General features: G+C 59.1%; 15 protein-coding genes and 2 tRNA genes. 10 read left to right on the forward strand and 7 right to left on the reverse strand.

Going from position 1 to position 15,078, the window contains the following annotated elements:
• Positions 1-46: 46 nt before the first annotated feature.
• The gene (locus tag ELH03_RS08005; protein ID WP_128402561.1) at positions 47-454 is read left to right on the forward strand and encodes a low affinity iron permease family protein; all 408 of its coding nucleotides are present in this window, start codon (positions 47-49) and stop codon (positions 452-454) included.
• 95 nt (positions 455-549) lie between these two features.
• Here ELH03_RS08005 and ELH03_RS08010 read toward each other — a convergent pair whose 3' ends face one another.
• The 3 genes from ELH03_RS08010 to ELH03_RS08020 form a co-directional block, all read right to left on the reverse strand.
• The gene (locus ELH03_RS08010) at positions 550-909 is read right to left on the reverse strand and encodes a low affinity iron permease family protein (protein ID WP_128402560.1); all 360 of its coding nucleotides are present in this window, start codon (positions 907-909) and stop codon (positions 550-552) included.
• 151 nt (positions 910-1,060) lie between these two features.
• Positions 1,061-3,178, reverse strand: a complete 2,118-nt coding sequence (gene katE, locus ELH03_RS08015) for a catalase (RefSeq protein WP_128410319.1) — start codon at positions 3,176-3,178, stop codon at positions 1,061-1,063.
• A gap of 192 nt (positions 3,179-3,370) precedes the next feature.
• Positions 3,371-4,267, reverse strand: a complete 897-nt coding sequence (locus ELH03_RS08020; protein ID WP_128410318.1) for a hypothetical protein — start codon at positions 4,265-4,267, stop codon at positions 3,371-3,373.
• A 333-nt stretch (positions 4,268-4,600) separates the two neighbouring features.
• On the opposite strand from ELH03_RS08020, the gene ELH03_RS37880 reads away from it, so the two are divergent.
• Complete coding sequence (locus tag ELH03_RS37880; RefSeq protein ID WP_128402557.1) at positions 4,601-4,780, forward strand: hypothetical protein; 180 nt, start codon at positions 4,601-4,603, stop codon at positions 4,778-4,780.
• 203 nt (positions 4,781-4,983) lie between these two features.
• Here the strand turns inward: ELH03_RS37880 and ELH03_RS08030 are convergent, their stop codons facing one another.
• Positions 4,984-5,238, reverse strand: a complete 255-nt coding sequence (locus ELH03_RS08030; protein WP_018241779.1) for a hypothetical protein — start codon at positions 5,236-5,238, stop codon at positions 4,984-4,986.
• 183 nt (positions 5,239-5,421) lie between these two features.
• A tRNA-Asn gene (locus ELH03_RS08035) sits at positions 5,422-5,496 on the reverse strand.
• Between the two features lie 117 nt (positions 5,497-5,613).
• Between ELH03_RS08035 and ELH03_RS08040 the strand changes: the two genes are divergently transcribed.
• On the forward strand, positions 5,614-5,931 hold the full coding sequence (locus ELH03_RS08040; protein ID WP_128402556.1) for a hypothetical protein: 318 nt from the start codon (positions 5,614-5,616) through the stop codon (positions 5,929-5,931).
• A 96-nt stretch (positions 5,932-6,027) separates the two neighbouring features.
• A complete protein-coding gene (locus ELH03_RS08045; protein ID WP_128402555.1) occupies positions 6,028-6,351 on the forward strand; it encodes a hypothetical protein in 324 nt (107 codons plus the stop codon).
• Here the strand turns inward: ELH03_RS08045 and ELH03_RS08050 are convergent.
• Positions 6,348-6,686 (reverse strand): KTSC domain-containing protein, encoded by a 339-nt coding sequence (locus ELH03_RS08050; RefSeq protein ID WP_128402554.1) that lies wholly within the window; start codon positions 6,684-6,686, stop codon positions 6,348-6,350. The two genes, ELH03_RS08045 and ELH03_RS08050, sit on opposite strands and share 4 nt — an antisense overlap.
• A 261-nt stretch (positions 6,687-6,947) precedes the next feature.
• On the opposite strand from ELH03_RS08050, the gene ELH03_RS08055 reads away from it, so the two are divergent.
• Positions 6,948-7,021, forward strand: a tRNA-Cys gene (locus ELH03_RS08055).
• A 66-nt stretch (positions 7,022-7,087) separates the two neighbouring features.
• Here ELH03_RS08055 and ELH03_RS08060 read toward each other — a convergent pair.
• Entirely contained in the window at positions 7,088-7,390 is a 303-nt protein-coding gene (locus ELH03_RS08060) for a hypothetical protein (protein ID WP_128410317.1), read from the reverse strand.
• 486 nt (positions 7,391-7,876) lie between these two features.
• Here ELH03_RS08060 and ELH03_RS08065 point away from each other — a divergent pair, with 486 nt between their 5' ends.
• From ELH03_RS08065 to ELH03_RS08085, 5 genes are all read left to right on the forward strand, one after another.
• Positions 7,877-8,542 (forward strand): protein-L-isoaspartate O-methyltransferase family protein, encoded by a 666-nt coding sequence (locus ELH03_RS08065; RefSeq protein WP_197727728.1) that lies wholly within the window; start codon positions 7,877-7,879, stop codon positions 8,540-8,542.
• 332 nt (positions 8,543-8,874) lie between these two features.
• Positions 8,875-9,735, forward strand: coding sequence for a PopZ family protein (locus ELH03_RS08070; protein WP_128410316.1), 861 nt, complete (start codon positions 8,875-8,877; stop codon positions 9,733-9,735).
• 115 nt (positions 9,736-9,850) lie between these two features.
• Positions 9,851-12,694 carry a valine--tRNA ligase gene (locus ELH03_RS08075; protein WP_128410315.1) on the forward strand — a complete coding sequence of 948 codons (2,844 nt, stop codon included), beginning with the start codon at positions 9,851-9,853 and terminating at the stop codon, positions 12,692-12,694.
• Positions 12,695-13,089: 395 nt separating this feature from the next.
• Positions 13,090-14,364: an OmpP1/FadL family transporter gene (locus tag ELH03_RS08080; RefSeq protein ID WP_128402550.1), complete on the forward strand. Its 1,275-nt coding sequence runs from the start codon at positions 13,090-13,092 to the stop codon at positions 14,362-14,364.
• A 229-nt stretch (positions 14,365-14,593) separates the two neighbouring features.
• Positions 14,594-15,064: a hypothetical protein gene (locus tag ELH03_RS08085; protein ID WP_128402549.1), complete on the forward strand. Its 471-nt coding sequence runs from the start codon at positions 14,594-14,596 to the stop codon at positions 15,062-15,064.
• Positions 15,065-15,078 lie beyond the last annotated feature (14 nt).

Genomic DNA, 15,078 nt, shown 5'->3' on the forward strand with positions numbered 1-15,078 from the left:
TTGTCGATTGACAGCATTGACGCTGCGACCCAATGAGGCCTTTCAGATGTCGAACAAATCCAACTTCTTCTCTTCCTTTGCGACCGCCGTCGCCGATCTCTCGGGAAAGCCGTTCACCTTCGTAGCGGCTTTGGCGCTGGTCCTTGTCTGGGCGGTTTCCGGCCCTTTTTTCGGCTATTCAGAAACCTGGCAGCTCGTGATCAACACCACTACGACCATCATTACCTTCCTGATGGTGTTTGTGTTGCAGAACAGCCAGAACCGTGACGGAAAGGCTCTGCAGGCCAAACTTGACGAACTCATCCTGACGAGCCAGGCGGCCAACAAGTTTGTCGGCATCGAAAAGCTGGACGAGAGCGAACTCCGGGAAATGAGCAAGACCCTCGCCGAGAAAGCCGAATGCGTTGAGGAAAAGGCGGATGAGAAATCTGCCGCAGAGGCAGCGTCTGCCTAAGGCATGTCGCGCAAAACTGTGAAGCGGTTTTGCGCGACATGCGTAAAACAAAGACCTAAAGCGCGAGGAGCGAATCTGAACGAGTGCGACGTGCTTTAGGTCGAGGTCTCTGAAGTTTGGCCGTGGTGTTGCTGGCGCATTCCCTCTATCGCGTCGGCATCTTTCTTCTCAGCCGCAATCCAGTGGTTTCCTGCCTCGCTCGATCGGATCAGTTCGTCGAGCTTGGCATGGAGCGCCGTCATGTCCCGGTTTTGGGAGTGCTGCACCAACAGCAAGATAAAAAATATAATGAGGGTACCGACCATATTAGTCAGCAGAAACCACTGCCTTGGGAAGGAAAAGCTGAGACCCACTGCCGTCCAAATGGCTGTGAACGCGATCAGCGTGACAGGGACCACACGATGGCCTGCCCATAGGACGGCCAAGTCAGAGATCTGTCGAAAGTGCCAGCGCATACGGCTCTCCACAGCGCGTAAAACTGAAGATGGAGCAGCTTCCATCACCTCAGCTCAATAAATAGGGCTCGGCCAACGACATAAAACCCGCGTTTCCGCGGGTTTTATTCTGACGACTAACCACTCTCGTGCGGAGATGACGACGAGACGGTCAATTCAATTTGACCGATGGCTCCCGACCCCAGATCCGCAGTTTGCCAAGCGCCTTGATGAAGACGCTGACATCTTTCGCCGCTCCGAGCGCAATGACGCCCTCATCCAGGGAATCGGCAATTCCGGCCTTCTGCATGAGCGGCAGCGCTGTTTCTACATAACCGATGAACTTGCAGTGCACGAAGGCATCCGCCACGAAATCGCGGGCCGTGGCCTCCTTCAGCAGATCGCCGGTTCCCTCGGCTGAGGGGAGGAGGGCGACGGCGTCGTAAAGCACCGAAGGTCCGCCGTCGATCATCTGATGCGCCTCGATCCAATTGCCGTCCGAGAGTGTCACGCCGCCGATCTTTGGCGCGATCACCTCGAACGTTGCCCTCTGCTCGGTGATCTCGGCAAGCAGCGCCTTGAAGATAGCGGCATCAGCGCCATCGCTGACAAGAATGCCGAGCTTGCGTCCTTCGAACCGCTTCGGACCTTGCTCTATGATGCTGAGCGCCGGCGACGGCTCGAGATCCTGCCTCGTCGGCATGGCGGCATCGGCAGGCTTCGGCATCGATTTGAAGCCGAGTGCGTGGCCGACCTTGCTGGCCAGCGTCTCATCGATGTTCATCAGATGCGAGACCATACGCTCACGAATGACCGGCGTTTCGACCTTGCTCAGTTCGAAGATCAGCGACGCAGCGATATGGCGTTGCTCTGGCGGAGTCTGGCTGATGTAGAACTGTCGGGCCTGGCTGTAATGATCGGCAAAGCTTTCCGGCCGCAGCCGAACCTTGGGACCCTGCTCCTCGGCCGGGAAGTGCCGGTAGCCCTGAGCCGGGGATTCCCGCGGCCCCTGATTCCAGGAATTCGGCTGGTAATTGACGCGTCCGACAGGATTGCGCATCGCCATGTGGCCATCCTGCTGAAAATTGTGGAAGGGACACTTCGGCGCGTTGATCGGCAGATGGGTGAAATTCGGACCGCCCAGACGTTTCAACTGCGTATCGAGATAGGAGAAGTTTCGTCCCTGCAGCAGCGGATCATTGCTGAAGTCAATGCCGGGAGGAACATTCTGCGTCATGAACGCGACCTGCTCGGTCTCCGCAAAGAAATTCTCGGGCATTCGGTCGAGCACGAGACGGCCGATCGGTTTGACCGGAAGGATCTCCTCCGGGATGAGCTTCGTCGGATCGAGGATGTCGAAGTCGAACGTGTCGGCGAAGTCCTGATCGAAAAGCTGCACACAGAGCTCCCATTCCGGGAAGGCTCCCGACTGGATCGACTGCCAGAGGTCGCGGCGATGGAAATCCGGATCGGCCCCATTGATCTTGACTGCCTCGTTCCAGGCGACGGACTGCAGCCCGAGCTTCGGTTTCCAATGGAATTTGACGAAGGTCGATTCATCCGCTGCATTGACGAAGCGGAAGGTGTGAACGCCGAAACCCTCCATGAAGCGGAACGATCGCGGAATGGCCCGGTCCGACATCACCCACATGATCATGTGCATGCTTTCAGGCGTGAGGGTGATGAAGTCCCAGAAATTGTCATGCGCCGACTGCGCCTGTGGAAATTCCTTGTCGGGTTCCGGTTTTACGGAATGGATGACGTCGGGAAATTTGATCGCATCCTGAATGAAGAAGACCGGGATGTTGTTGCCGACCAGATCCCAATTCCCCTGCTGGGTGTAGATCTTCACTGCGAAGCCACGCACGTCACGCGCCAGATCGAAGGAACCCTTGCTGCCGGCAACGGTCGAAAACCGGACAAAGGCCGGCGTCTTTTCGCCGGGCCGCTGGAAAAGATCGGCCCGGGTATAGGCGGCCAGGGATTCATATGTTTCGAAGTAGCCATGGGCGCCGTAACCGCGCGCATGCACCACCCGCTCGGGAATGCGCTCGTGGTCGAAATGAAAGATCTTCTCACGGAAGTGGAAGTCGTCGATGAGGGCAGGGCCACGGGCGCCAACGCGAAGCGTATTCTGATCGTCGGAAACGGGGCCACCTTGCGCTGTGGTCAGCACCGGCATGCCGTCTTCGGCAAACTGATGAAGCTCGCCGCCTGCACCTCGCTGCAGTTTCTGATCATGGATCGTTGCTTTGTCCGAGGGCGAGGTTTGGGAGGTCTTCTTGGCCATCTATATTCTCCGGAAAGGGTTTTACCTAACCGAAGCTCCCCAACGGCCACATGTTCCGCTCAATGCGAAATAAACCGCCACTGAGAAAAAGGCCTGGGGGCAGACGATGATCCAACCACAGCAGAGCCGGGGATGGCCCTACATAAAGGGGGCGCGTGGCCTTTCGACCCTGCGCCCCGATTTCCATCGATCTTAGATCCGGGAGGTAATGATGAGATCTTCCTCTTCGTCGCGTTGCGACCCACCAAACGCTGCGGCGGCAGCAGCGATGAAAGCCCCGATCAGAAGTGACAACGCGCCGAGCAATGCCGTGGTGGAGGCAGCCTTGCGTGCTTCATCGGCGGCTTTCTGCGCGGCGACCTTGGCGTCGTCGATGCGCTTCAGCACGGTGTCGACCCGAGTGCGTGCATCGGCTTCGGAAAGACCGGTGCGAGCAGAGACGATGGTGGCAAGATAGGCCTTGTCGTCATCCGGGATCTGGCCGGCGGCAGCACCGTTGAGGAGGATGCGGGAGACCTCGGCCGTTGCAGCAGTATCATCGGATGTTGCTCCTGCACGGGCCTGTTCAGGACGCAGCAAAGCGTCGGTAAAATAGGCGGTGGGCAGATCCGCGGCCGATGCCGTCGATGACGCCGCCGTACCTGCGGCGGTGGCTGCCGAGCCGACGGCTTGTGCGCCCGCACCGGCAAGAGAGGTCAGCGACGAGGCTAGAAATCCGGCGACGAAGATCGTCGCCAGCGCCCAGCTGATGAAGCCATGCGCGGTGTCGCGGAAGAATACCTCGTCGGTATGGACAGCCGCCCACTTCGTGCGCAGCCGGCCGGTGATATAGCCTCCGAGCCCGGAGGAGAGCCATTGGACGACAACGAGCCAGATCGCTGCCGTCACCCCGACCGTGCCGAGCGAGCTGCTTTGCCCCGACCAGGGCGACACCATCGTCAACCCCACCCCGGATCCAAGCAGCAAAAGAATGAGGGTCACTCCGATGGCAGCAGCGGCGCCTCCGAAGATAGGCCCCCATGTCATGGCGGATTTGGAGGATTCGACCGGAGTAGCAATCTCTCCGGAACCTGTCATTGAAACCGACATGATCTGTCCCTATCGCATAAACAGAGCAAGAAGGATGATGATCGGCAGTGGAACACCAAGCAGCCAAAGCAGAATACCGCGACCCATGAAAGACCTCCTGTCAGAAACTGACGTTACGTGGTTGATGCCACTCAACTTTGAACCACGGTCTTTGTTCCCGGCCGGCTTGGTCATCGACGATCCTCATGCGGACTGATCGAGATCGATAAGAATCTTGCGTTCGGAGCTGACGTCCGGCGATGAGAGCGCCATATCTTGAGGGACAAGGTGATCTTGGCAGGAGAGAGCAGAAGCTCTCGTCACTCGGTCACAGCCTAAACTGGAGAGGCATCGATGAACAAATTTCGGGCATTTGTAGCAGCCGGAGCAATCAGTCTTGCCACCATGACTTCGGCCTGCTCGACACCGCCGAATTCATATGGCTCGGCATCGGGATATCAGCCGGGAGATTCAATGAACCCGGCCTGCGCCGATGGATTCCGACCCGGCGACGGCCGTTCGTGCAGCTATTAAAGGTGGCCGTCTCTTTGCCCGTCCAAGAAGCGGGATCGTGCGGAGCGACTGGCAGGCGCTCCTTAAGCGGTCATCGCCATAGCGGATCAGAGGGCTCGACCGATTTGACGCTGGCTGGATTGCCGACGATGAAGGGCACGAGTGAGGCAGATCCAGATGCTGACCTCGCCAGCCGGTTCTTATTTGACTGCCAATCTACCCCATTACCGTTTTTTCCGGAGGTCACCTGGCAAAGCGTCAATGAGTTGATGCACTTTTCCGGTGGCGAATACGATGTCCTCGCGCGGCAGATGGACAGTTATCTCAATCTCTTCCCACCTGCCGCCATGGTCTTTTGCGAACCTGACGGCGGCTTCCAAAGACGTGAATTGCACGGCCGGTGCGTTGGCGGTCCAGAACTGCACGCTGCAGTCTGCCGCACTGTAATCTAAAAATGCTTTTTCAGGATCTAGCGCCATGGCCTTGCTGTACACCGCCGGCGTTTGGTTGGCTAGTGAATGCCTACCCGTCGCAAAAAGCGCGTTGTCCGCGATGCCCAACGCGAAAAGCCCTCATGGGAGCATTCAAAAGCGGGGAGGGACAGTGGGGACGAAAACGCCTGCTTTCGGATTTATCAACGAAACAGGCGATTACTTGAAAAATGGCTCCCCGGGCCGGATTCGAACCGGCGACCTGTCGATTAACAGTCGAATGCTCTACCGCTGAGCTACCAGGGATCACTGCTTGGCGCGGTGTGAGTGGGCTAATACAAACGCTTTCCCGATTTGCCAAGCGGTTTTTTCAAAAAAGTGAAATGAACTTGTATTTGGGGTGCCTGCGCCCATCTCTGGGGAATGACAAACGTGAATGATCGTCAGGAGACGAGAAGCGGCGAGAAGCGCAAGGCACGGGCAGTGCGCTTCGGCATCGATCATGCAAGCGGCAGGCTTGTGCTCGGCTCTTTCAGCATCGGCATGCCACGCTCGCGCATCGCGCGGATGGCGCTCGGCATGGCCCTCATTTTCTGCGGCGTGTTGGGTTTCCTGCCCATCCTCGGCTTCTGGATGCTGCCGCTCGGCTTCCTCGTGCTCTCGCACGATCTGCCGTTCGCGCGCCGGCTTCGGCGGCGGCTGGCGGTCTGGTGGCACAGGCGGCGAAAACCGGCTGGCTGATCGGCAAGGAGGGCGTGGAACTGTGGGTCGCTTTTCGCATTCGTGGTTTATGGAATGTAAAATGCAAAATCGCGTCACAATGGTCCAGGTGAGGAAATGAAGGTATCTTTTGTTGTCGTCCTGTCGGCAGCGGCACTTCTGTCAGGCATCTCTGCCGAGGCCCAGGTAGACAGCGGCGGTTTCGACGCTCGCGGCATCTGTCGCCGTCCCGAAGGCTGCGTGGTCGATCACGGTCAAGGCGGCAGCTACAACGGGCCTCGCAACTATCGCAATTTCAACGGCCGGAATGAGCGCGATGGGAGGAACGACCGTGAGCGGGACAATCGGCGCTACCGTTCTCAGAACAGGAGCGACAATTTCGACGCCGGAACCAGCCGCCTTGTCGCAGGCCTTGAGATTGGGCTGCAAATTCGCGTCTAGTTGGATCTGAGTTCGCTTTCCTCGAAAGTTCCGCCGTGGTCCGGATCGAGGCCGGTCGTCATCAGCAGGCTCAAGGCGGCAAGGAGAAGGACGAGCTTCACTGCGTAGGACGCCACGGAGGCCGGTTGTCGAGGGCCCGGTGATACGCGAGACGGCGCTATATAGTACTGGTAATAGAAATATGGATCGTCCGTTTCCAGCAGGTTCTGGTGGACGTGCGGCGGAATATCCGCATGTTTCACCGGCGGAGAACCAGGGAATTTTACATGCAGATCCCGGGTTTCGGCGTCGTATGCTGCACGCACGCGCTTCGATTTGAGGGCAGCCCAATCCATCTCAAGCTCCTATACCCTCCCGTGGTAATTGAGTCCCGGACGGTGATCGAAGTCAAGTCAAGAATTTGTTTCAAATGCCATCATTGGCAGGAAATGGGGCATCGTCACGGCCGTGGAAATTCCAGCCCGCGCCCGCTCCGTTTCGGGATGGAAAAATGGTCGTTTCGGCAACCGCGGAATAGCGTTTTTCCGAAATGCCCTCTTGCGATTTCCTTACGATCATTCTAAACGCTCGCCACGGCTCAGATAACGAGCGCGTGAGGCCTCGTGGCGGAGTGGTGACGCAGAGGACTGCAAATCCTTGTACCCCGGTTCAATTCCGGGCGAGGCCTCCAACAAATTCCACATGTACAGAATCTATACGAAACGCTGCTGGCGGTGCGGCATCGGCGTTTGCGATGCTACCAGACCCGCTGGCCGGGCGAAAAATCGAACTGTGGCGGATTGATTCCCGTGAGGCGGTAGAGTGCCCTCATGCCGCCTTTGCGGATTTCAGCCTGATATTCCAGATCGCTCAATTCAGGCCCGTCATCGATTTCGGGGCCGACGCCAAGTAGCCGTCGCATGCCCTGCGGCGATATGCGGGTGAAGCTGCGAATGTCGCCGTTGCTGTATTTGATCAGCAGCAGGCGGACCTCGGCGTTGTAGTGAAGCGCTTCTATACCGCGCGATTGGATCAGAAAGGTTTGCATGCGCACACCCATAGCGGGAGGTGAGGGCGCTGCAACATAATGGTTGACGTAACGTTAATGCGTATGCGGCTGTCGAGGGCTGGATTTCAAAAGGAAAGAACGCATGTCAGACCAGCGCTCGCCGACATGAATTGCCGCAGACGCGATGCGGGGGATATCTCCGAGTGCGCTTCGGCGCCCTATCGCCTCCAGGTCGTTTCGCCGTCCAGCAGCCCGCAGCAGAATATGCCAATGAGCGCTGCGACGATGAAAAAGTCGAACAGCGTGAAATATTCGAAAATCGCAGACATGGCCTGCTCCTCCTATTTCCTCCGATGGAGATCATAACATGAAGGGGCGGAAGGTTCCACGCTGGAGTTGCAACGTCCATCCTGTCTTCTGTGGCACGGAAGAGGCGCCGGCCGGATTCTTTTCGCCGGCGGCTGCCAAGCCTTGAAAGCATCCGTGGCGGAGATTAAGAGACGAGGGACAGGAACCGCTTTTTAAGAGCGAGAGGACATGATGGATTTCGAAGCAGCGCGCGCAAAGATGGTCGATACCCAGGTTCGCACGACGGACGTTACCTCGCATTCCGTGCTGACGGCGTTTCTCACGGTGCCGCGTGAGACTTTTGTGCCGGAGAAGGCGAAGCTGCTGGCTTATATCGACAACGATGTCGAGATCTCCGCCGCTGCACCGGGAAAGCCGGCCCGCTTCCTGATGGAGGCGTCGCCACTCGCCAAGCTGCTGCAGCTGGCCGCGATCACCAAGGATGATTTCGTGCTCGAAGTCGGTTGCGGCACGGGTTACACATCGGCGCTGCTGTCGATCATTGCCGGCTCCGTCATCGCGCTTGAATGCGACGAGACGCTGGCCGCCGAGGCAAAGGCGCAGCTTGCCGGCTACGCCAAGGTTGAAGTCGTGACGGGCCTGCTCGAAAATGGCTACGCTGCCGGCGCTCCTTATGATCTGATCTTCGTCAACGGCGCCGTCGAAGAGGTTCCGGCGGCCCTTCTCGGTCAATTGCGCGATGGTGGCCGCCTGATCACGGTCGAAGGTTATGGCAATGCCGCCCGCGCCAAGGTCTTTGTCGCCGAGCGGGGCGCCGTTTCGGAAAATGTCTTCTTCAATGCCTCGGTCAAGCCGCTGCCGGGTTTCGCCAAGGCGCGCGAATTCGTTTTCTGACATCGTTCTTATCGACGAAATTCAGCGACGGGCGCCATCGGCGCCCGTTTTTTATCGATGCCGCTGGAAAGCCTTCACAAACATCATTTACGTTGACGCGACCACGGCGGACCGGATGGAGGCTGTGCGCTAAAGTTCTGTTTCATGGATGTCGCCGCCGCAAAAACGCGACAGGCTTTGCGGGTGGCAAACATTGGGTAACAAAACTGTGCATGGCGGCATTCATTTGATTCGCGATGATTTTTTTCACGCCTGGGGTATTCTAAGGTCGTGGTGATTCGGATGAATGCTCCACACCATCCGGTCGTTGTTTTGGGATAACGGGGATAGAAATGGCTCAGCCAAGTGTAGCGCGTGAACCGTCCATGGAAGAAATTCTGGCCTCCATCCGCCAGATTATCGAAAGCAATGAGCCCGGCGCCGGCAAGGCGATTTCCGCATCCCTGCCGCCGGTCTACGGCGCCGACGAGGATGAGAACGGCTCCGAAATACATCTGACGGTCGACGACACCTATGCCGGCGTGGAATTCCCCGAGCCGGTCATGCGCTCCTCCGATCCGCGTTTCGTCGCCGCCAATTCGGCCGGCACCGCCCCCGAAGCAGAAGTACCGGCCCGCGCGCTGTCGCTTGCCGATGTCGCCGCCCGCGTGCGCGCCGCCTCCGAGCGCAGCGCCGTGCAGGCCGGTCAGGCCCTGCGTGAAATTCCGAGCGGCTTCCGTCAGCCCGAACCGCAGCCGGCCGTGATGCCGGAACCGCCGCGCGCCGCAGCACCGCCACCACAGCCTATTTTCCCCGCTGCCGCAGCGCCCACTCAGCATGTTGCGATCCAGCGGCCAGCCGAGCCGGTGCTTGAGGAAACGCCTGGGGTGGCCGTCGCCGAGTCGGCGCCTGCCGTCGAAACAGCGCCGCCGGCTATGGAGCCCGCTCAGTCTTCGACCGAGCGTTTCCTGCCGAGCGTTATGGACGAGGTCCAGCCGACGCTGCTTTCCGAGGATGCCGGCCTGCAGATCAGCCGCTCCTTCGAGGAACTCGCCGCGGCAATCGACGGCGCAGAGCGCCGGTCGCTGGACGAGATCGCAGAGGACATGCTGCGCCCGATGCTACGCGAATGGCTTGATGATAATCTGCCGACACTGGTCGAGCGGTTGGTGCGCGAAGAAATCGAGCGCGTGGCGCGCGGCCCGCGCCGCTGATCGGATTGCTTTTTCCTGAAAAGCCGCTCCGGTCTCCGGGGCGGCTTTTTTATTGACTTGGCCGTGACCATCCTATTTACAAACGCCACCCTCGAACCTCGAAATTGGTCAGAAAATGCTCGACAAGACCTATGATTCCGCCGCCGTCGAACCGAAAATCGCCGCGATATGGGACGAGGCGGATGCCTTCCGTGCCGGCGCGAACGCCAGGCCCGGGGCTGAGACCTTCACCATCGTGATCCCGCCGCCGAACGTCACCGGTTCGCTGCACATGGGCCATGCGCTGAACAACACGCTGCAGGACATACTGGTCCGCTTCGAGCGGATGCGCGGCAAGGACGTGCTCTGGCAGCCGGGCATGGACCACGCCGGCATCGCCACGCAGATGGTCGTCGAGCGCAAGCTGATGGAACAGCAGCTGCCCAGCCGCCGCGACATGGGCCGTGAAGCCTTCATCGACAAGGTCTGGGAGTGGAAGGCTGAATCGGGCGGCCTGATCTTCAACCAGCTGAAGCGCCTGGGTGCATCATGCGACTGGTCGCGTGAACGTTTCACCATGGACGAGGGCCTGTCGAAGGCCGTTCTCGAAGTTTTCGTCACGCTCTACAAGGAAGGGTTGATCTACAAGGACAAGCGCCTCGTCAACTGGGATCCGAAGCTGCTGACGGCGATCTCCGACCTTGAAGTCGAACAGCATGAGGTCAAGGGCAATCTCTGGCATCTTCGTTATCCGCTCGAGCCGGGTGTCACCTACCAGTACCCGATCGCTTTCGACGAGGAAGGCAAGCCGACCGAATGGGAAACGCGCGACTATCTGGTCGTTGCCACCACGCGTCCGGAAACGATGCTGGGCGATACCGGTGTTGCCGTCAATCCGGAGGACGAGCGTTACAAGTCGATCATCGGCAAGCATGTCATCCTGCCGATCGTCGGCCGCCGCATTCCGGTCGTTGCTGACAGCTACGCCGATCCGACGGCAGGTACCGGTGCCGTCAAGATCACGCCGGCGCATGACTTCAACGACTTTGACGTCGGCAAGCGGGCAGGCCTGCGCTCGATCAACATCCTGAATATCGACGGCACGATCACCATCAAGGACAATGAGGATTTCCTCGAAGGCCTCGACAATCCGGCGGCACTGCATGGCGCCTGGGACCGCCTGGAAGGGCAGGACCGCTTCTATGCGCGCAAGGTCATCGTCGAGATTTTCGAAGAGGCCGGCCTTCTCGACAAGATCGAACCGCACAAGCACATGGTCCCGCACGGCGACCGCGGCGGCGTGCCGATCGAGCCGCGGCTGACCGAACAATGGTATGTCGACGCCAAGACGCTCGCCGAACCGGCGATCGCCTCGGTCCGCGAAGGTCGCACCAGGATGGTGCCGAAGAGTTGGGACAAGACCTATTACGAATGGATGGAAAACATCCAGCCCTGGTGCGTCTCCCGTCAGCTCTGGTGGGGTCACCAGATTCCCGCCTGGTACGGCCCGGACGGTCAGGTCTTCGTCGAAAAGACTGAGGAAGAGGCGCTGCAGGCGGCGATCCAGCATTACCTCTCGCATGAGGGGCCGATGAAGGCCTATGTCGAGGATCTGCTCGAAAACTTCAAGCCGGGCGAGATCCTGACGCGTGACGAGGACGTGCTCGACACCTGGTTCTCCTCAGCACTCTGGCCCTTCTCGACGCTCGGCTGGCCGGACGAGACGCCGGAGCTTGCACGTTATTACCCGACCAACGTTCTTGTCACCGGCTTCGACATCATCTTCTTCTGGGTCGCCCGCATGATGATGATGGGCCTGCACTTCATGAAGGACGAGGATGGCGAACCCGTCGAGCCCTTCCAGACCGTCTATGTTCACGCGCTAGTGCGCGACAAGAACGGGCAGAAGATGTCGAAATCGAAGGGCAACGTCATCGATCCCTTGGAACTGATCGACGAATATGGCGCCGATGCGCTGCGATTCACCCTGGCGATCATGGCGGCGCAGGGCCGCGACGTGAAGCTCGATCCGGCCCGCATCGCCGGCTACCGCAATTTCGGCACCAAGCTCTGGAACGCCACGCGCTTCGCCGAGATGAACGGCGCGAAGAGCGACCCGCATTTCGTACCGGAAGCCGCCGAACTCACCATCAATCGCTGGATCCTGACGGAACTTGCCCGTACGGAACGTGACGTTACGGAAGCACTCGAAGCCTTCCGCTTCAACGATGCTGCCGGCGCGCTCTATCGCTTCGTCTGGAACGAGGTCTGCGACTGGTATCTCGAGCTTTTGAAGCCGGTCTTCAATGGCGAGGACGAGGGCGCCAAGGCCGAAGCCCAGGCCTGCAGCGCTTATATTCTCGAAGAGATCTACAAGCTGCTGCATCCCTTCATGCCCTTCATGACCGAAGAGCTCTGGGCCCATACGGCAGGCGAAGGCAAAGAGCGCGACACACTGGTCTGCCATGCCGAATGGCCGGCGCCGTCCTATGCCGACGACGGGGCCGCCGACGAGATCAACTGGCTGATCGATCTTGTCTCCGGCATCCGCTCGGTGCGCGCCGAAATGAATGTGCCGCCGTCGGCAACAGCGCCGCTCGTCGTCGTCAAGGCCAACAACCTGACGCGTGAAAGGCTGTTCCGCCACGACGCCGCCATCAAGCGACTTGCACGCGTCGAGGCGATATCGCTGGCTGACGATGCGCCCAAGGGTGCCGCTCAGATCGTCGTCGCTGAAGCGACCATCTGCCTGCCGCTCGGCAATCTGATCGACCTTTCCGCCGAAAAGGCTCGTTTGGAAAAAGCGATTGCCAAGATGGAAGGCGAGATCTCCCGCATCGACGGCAAGCTCTCCAACGAGAAGTTCGTCGCCAACGCCAATCCCGAAGTGGTCGAGGCCGAGCGCGATCGGCTTGAGGAACTGAAGGGGCAGATCGCAAGCCTGAGGACCGCTCTTTCCCGGATGAGCGAAGCCGGGTAAGTTCACGGACCCATTTGGTAAGTTATTTCAAAGACGCGCCCTCCGCCGGCGCGTCTTTTTTTGTTGTGATTCGTGCGGTTCGCGCGTTAAACGGCACTTTTCAGCATTTCATCCTGTGGATTGCTCTCATGCGAACCTCCAGCGGGCGAAAACTGCCACTGTTGTCGGATTGATACAGCTTCTGCAATGTTTGGAATGAAAACCCAAAAGCCCACCTGAAATTCGATAAGCCTGGAATAAAATTTTATTAACCAGGTTTTTTGACGTGTCCGTCAATTTCTTTACGTAAGTTAGCCACTGCAATGCCTGGGAGCGCTGCCGTGGGGCGCGTTGCCATATCACGCGAACGCTTACTAGAGTGGGGTCACATCAATTGCTGGAGTGGGGGAGACACAATGGCATCTCGTAGGTTTTCCAAGGGCATAACATCGCTCGTTCTTCTTTCGTCGCTTGCATCGCCGTCCTTCGCCGGTGGTCTGGAGCGCGGCGGATACAATATCGACCTTCTCTTCGACAATTCGAGGTTCGCCGTCCAGTCCGGCGCGACCTATGTCATGCCGCAGCGCAAGCTGAAGAACGTCAAGGACACCGATGCCACCGATGGCCTCGGCACGAACGGCATTGGCGGCGGTTCGACCACGGCGGATGATACCGAGGATTACTGGATCCCCTATCTCGGGGTGAAGGTTGGTCTCGGCGACTCCATCGACTGCATGGGCGATTTTTCGACACCCTTCGGTGCACACACCAATCCCGGCGCTGATTGGCTGGGCGTCAACGACAACATCGAAACCAAGATCAGCACCCGCAACTACGGCGCCACCTGCTCCTATCGTTTCGATATGGGCCCCGGCCAGCTTCGCCTGATCGGCGGCGGCTTCTATCAGACGGTCGATGGTTTCAAGACACGCCTCGTCGCGCCGATCACAGGGGCGGCCGCGCTGGTCTATGACGGCACCGGCCGTCTGGATCTTGCCGACCAGGCCATGGGATGGCGGGCGGGTATCGCCTACGAAATCGAGGAATATGCCTTCCGCGCCAGCCTGGTCTACAACAGCAAGGTCAAGTATGACGATCTCACCGGCACGGTCGACCTGACCGAGGTGCCGAAGGCCGCCAATCCTGCCAATCCCTACCTCGGTGTGGTGACGCCGGTCTATGGTTCGGCTGAGGCGCCGGATTCCGTCGAACTCAAGCTGCAGAGCGGCATTGCGCCCGACTGGCTCGCCTTTGGTTCGGTCAAGTGGACGAACTGGAGCGTGCTGCAGTCGATCGCCTTCTGCCCGAAGGCCACCAAGGGCGTCGTCGCCTGCTCCGCCAGCAGCCAGCTCACCTCGCTCGATCTCTTCTATCGCGACGGCTGGACGATCAGCGGCGGCGTCGGCCACAAGTTCAATGAGCAATGGGCCGGCGCCCTCAGCCTGACCTGGGATCGCGGCACGAGCCAGGGCTACGGCGCTCAGACCGACACATGGACGCTCGGCGCAGGTGTCTCCTATACGCCGGTGGAGAATGTCGAGTGGCGTCTGGCCGGCGCGCTCGGCATCATGACCGGCGGGGAATCCGGCACCTACGTCTATAATGGCCGGACCTATGGCAACGACGTCTCCTATTCCTTCGGCGACGATCTGGTGGCGGCTCTTTCCACCAGCGTAAAGGTCAAGTTCTGATCCTGCGATCCAAGTAGAAGTCTTCAAGCCCGGCAGTTTGCCGGGCTTTTCTTTGGGCGGTCGGCAAGACAAATCGACGTTCCAATTTGTGACGATTCAGCAACACATTTTTACGACGTTTGGCGTATGGTGGCGGTGGGGTGAATTTGTCCATTTCCCGCCACAAAGAGGGCGCAGCGCTATTTGCAGGCGAGGAGATGGCAGGCGTACGGTGCGTGTAAATAGTAGCATGGGTCGATTTTTTTCCGGGTACATCAGATCGTACGGCGCGATTGGCGACATTCGTTTGATTGCGGTCGTTTCGCTTTCCGAACAAGGCAGTTCCGGCCGCCAATCCGGCCTCGCGATGAAGTCGTCGATCCGTTCATTGTCGCTGTTTTCGACCCGCTCGGATGAGCAGCCCGGCTTTGCCGAAAATGTCGATACCGGTTTCGTCACATTTACCGTTTACGAATGCGATAAAGGCGGGAAGGCGAATACCGCACCTGCCGAAAGAGTGCCACGGAGATTGCAGTCGAGCCATGCCGGGAGCCGGGTGGTTCTGAAGGATGGACTGAGAATATCCCCTTTGAGAAAAGGCCAGTGGGCTGGATGCGACGCGGGTAAAGGAGCCATGGAGCTCGCCGCGGGATCGCTCGCCTCGAAGAAATACATCCGCGGGATGCACGGTGCGAGCGCCGTTGCCGCCTGCCTGAGATGAGCGAAAGAAATCGG

Origin of the sequence: Rhizobium beringeri (assembly GCF_004306515.1) — a bacterium.
GTDB classification, from domain to species: domain Bacteria; phylum Pseudomonadota; class Alphaproteobacteria; order Rhizobiales; family Rhizobiaceae; genus Rhizobium; species Rhizobium beringeri.

Excerpts from the sequence above, each read along its gene's own strand:
- ELH03_RS08030 (WP_018241779.1), bottom strand. The coding sequence starts at position 5,238 with ATGGCGCTAGATCCTGAAAAAGCATTTTTAGATTACAGTGCGGCAGAC.
- ELH03_RS08050 (WP_128402554.1), bottom strand. The coding sequence starts at position 6,686 with ATGGATTGGGCTGCCCTCAAATCGAAGCGCGTGCGTGCAGCATACGAC.
- ELH03_RS08040 (WP_128402556.1), top strand. The coding sequence starts at position 5,614 with ATGACAAACGTGAATGATCGTCAGGAGACGAGAAGCGGCGAGAAGCGC.
- ELH03_RS08060 (WP_128410317.1), bottom strand. The coding sequence starts at position 7,390 with ATGGGTGTGCGCATGCAAACCTTTCTGATCCAATCGCGCGGTATAGAA.
- ELH03_RS37880 (WP_128402557.1), top strand. The coding sequence starts at position 4,601 with ATGAACAAATTTCGGGCATTTGTAGCAGCCGGAGCAATCAGTCTTGCC.
- katE (WP_128410319.1), bottom strand. The coding sequence starts at position 3,178 with ATGGCCAAGAAGACCTCCCAAACCTCGCCCTCGGACAAAGCAACGATC.
- ELH03_RS08065 (WP_197727728.1), top strand. The coding sequence starts at position 7,877 with ATGATGGATTTCGAAGCAGCGCGCGCAAAGATGGTCGATACCCAGGTT.
- ELH03_RS08070 (WP_128410316.1), top strand. The coding sequence starts at position 8,875 with ATGGCTCAGCCAAGTGTAGCGCGTGAACCGTCCATGGAAGAAATTCTG.
- ELH03_RS08085 (WP_128402549.1), top strand. The coding sequence starts at position 14,594 with ATGGGTCGATTTTTTTCCGGGTACATCAGATCGTACGGCGCGATTGGC.
- ELH03_RS08045 (WP_128402555.1), top strand. The coding sequence starts at position 6,028 with ATGAAGGTATCTTTTGTTGTCGTCCTGTCGGCAGCGGCACTTCTGTCA.
- ELH03_RS08020 (WP_128410318.1), bottom strand. The coding sequence starts at position 4,267 with ATGTCGGTTTCAATGACAGGTTCCGGAGAGATTGCTACTCCGGTCGAA.
- ELH03_RS08010 (WP_128402560.1), bottom strand. The coding sequence starts at position 909 with ATGCGCTGGCACTTTCGACAGATCTCTGACTTGGCCGTCCTATGGGCA.
- ELH03_RS08080 (WP_128402550.1), top strand. The coding sequence starts at position 13,090 with ATGGCATCTCGTAGGTTTTCCAAGGGCATAACATCGCTCGTTCTTCTT.
- ELH03_RS08075 (WP_128410315.1), top strand. The coding sequence starts at position 9,851 with ATGCTCGACAAGACCTATGATTCCGCCGCCGTCGAACCGAAAATCGCC.
- ELH03_RS08005 (WP_128402561.1), top strand. The coding sequence starts at position 47 with ATGTCGAACAAATCCAACTTCTTCTCTTCCTTTGCGACCGCCGTCGCC.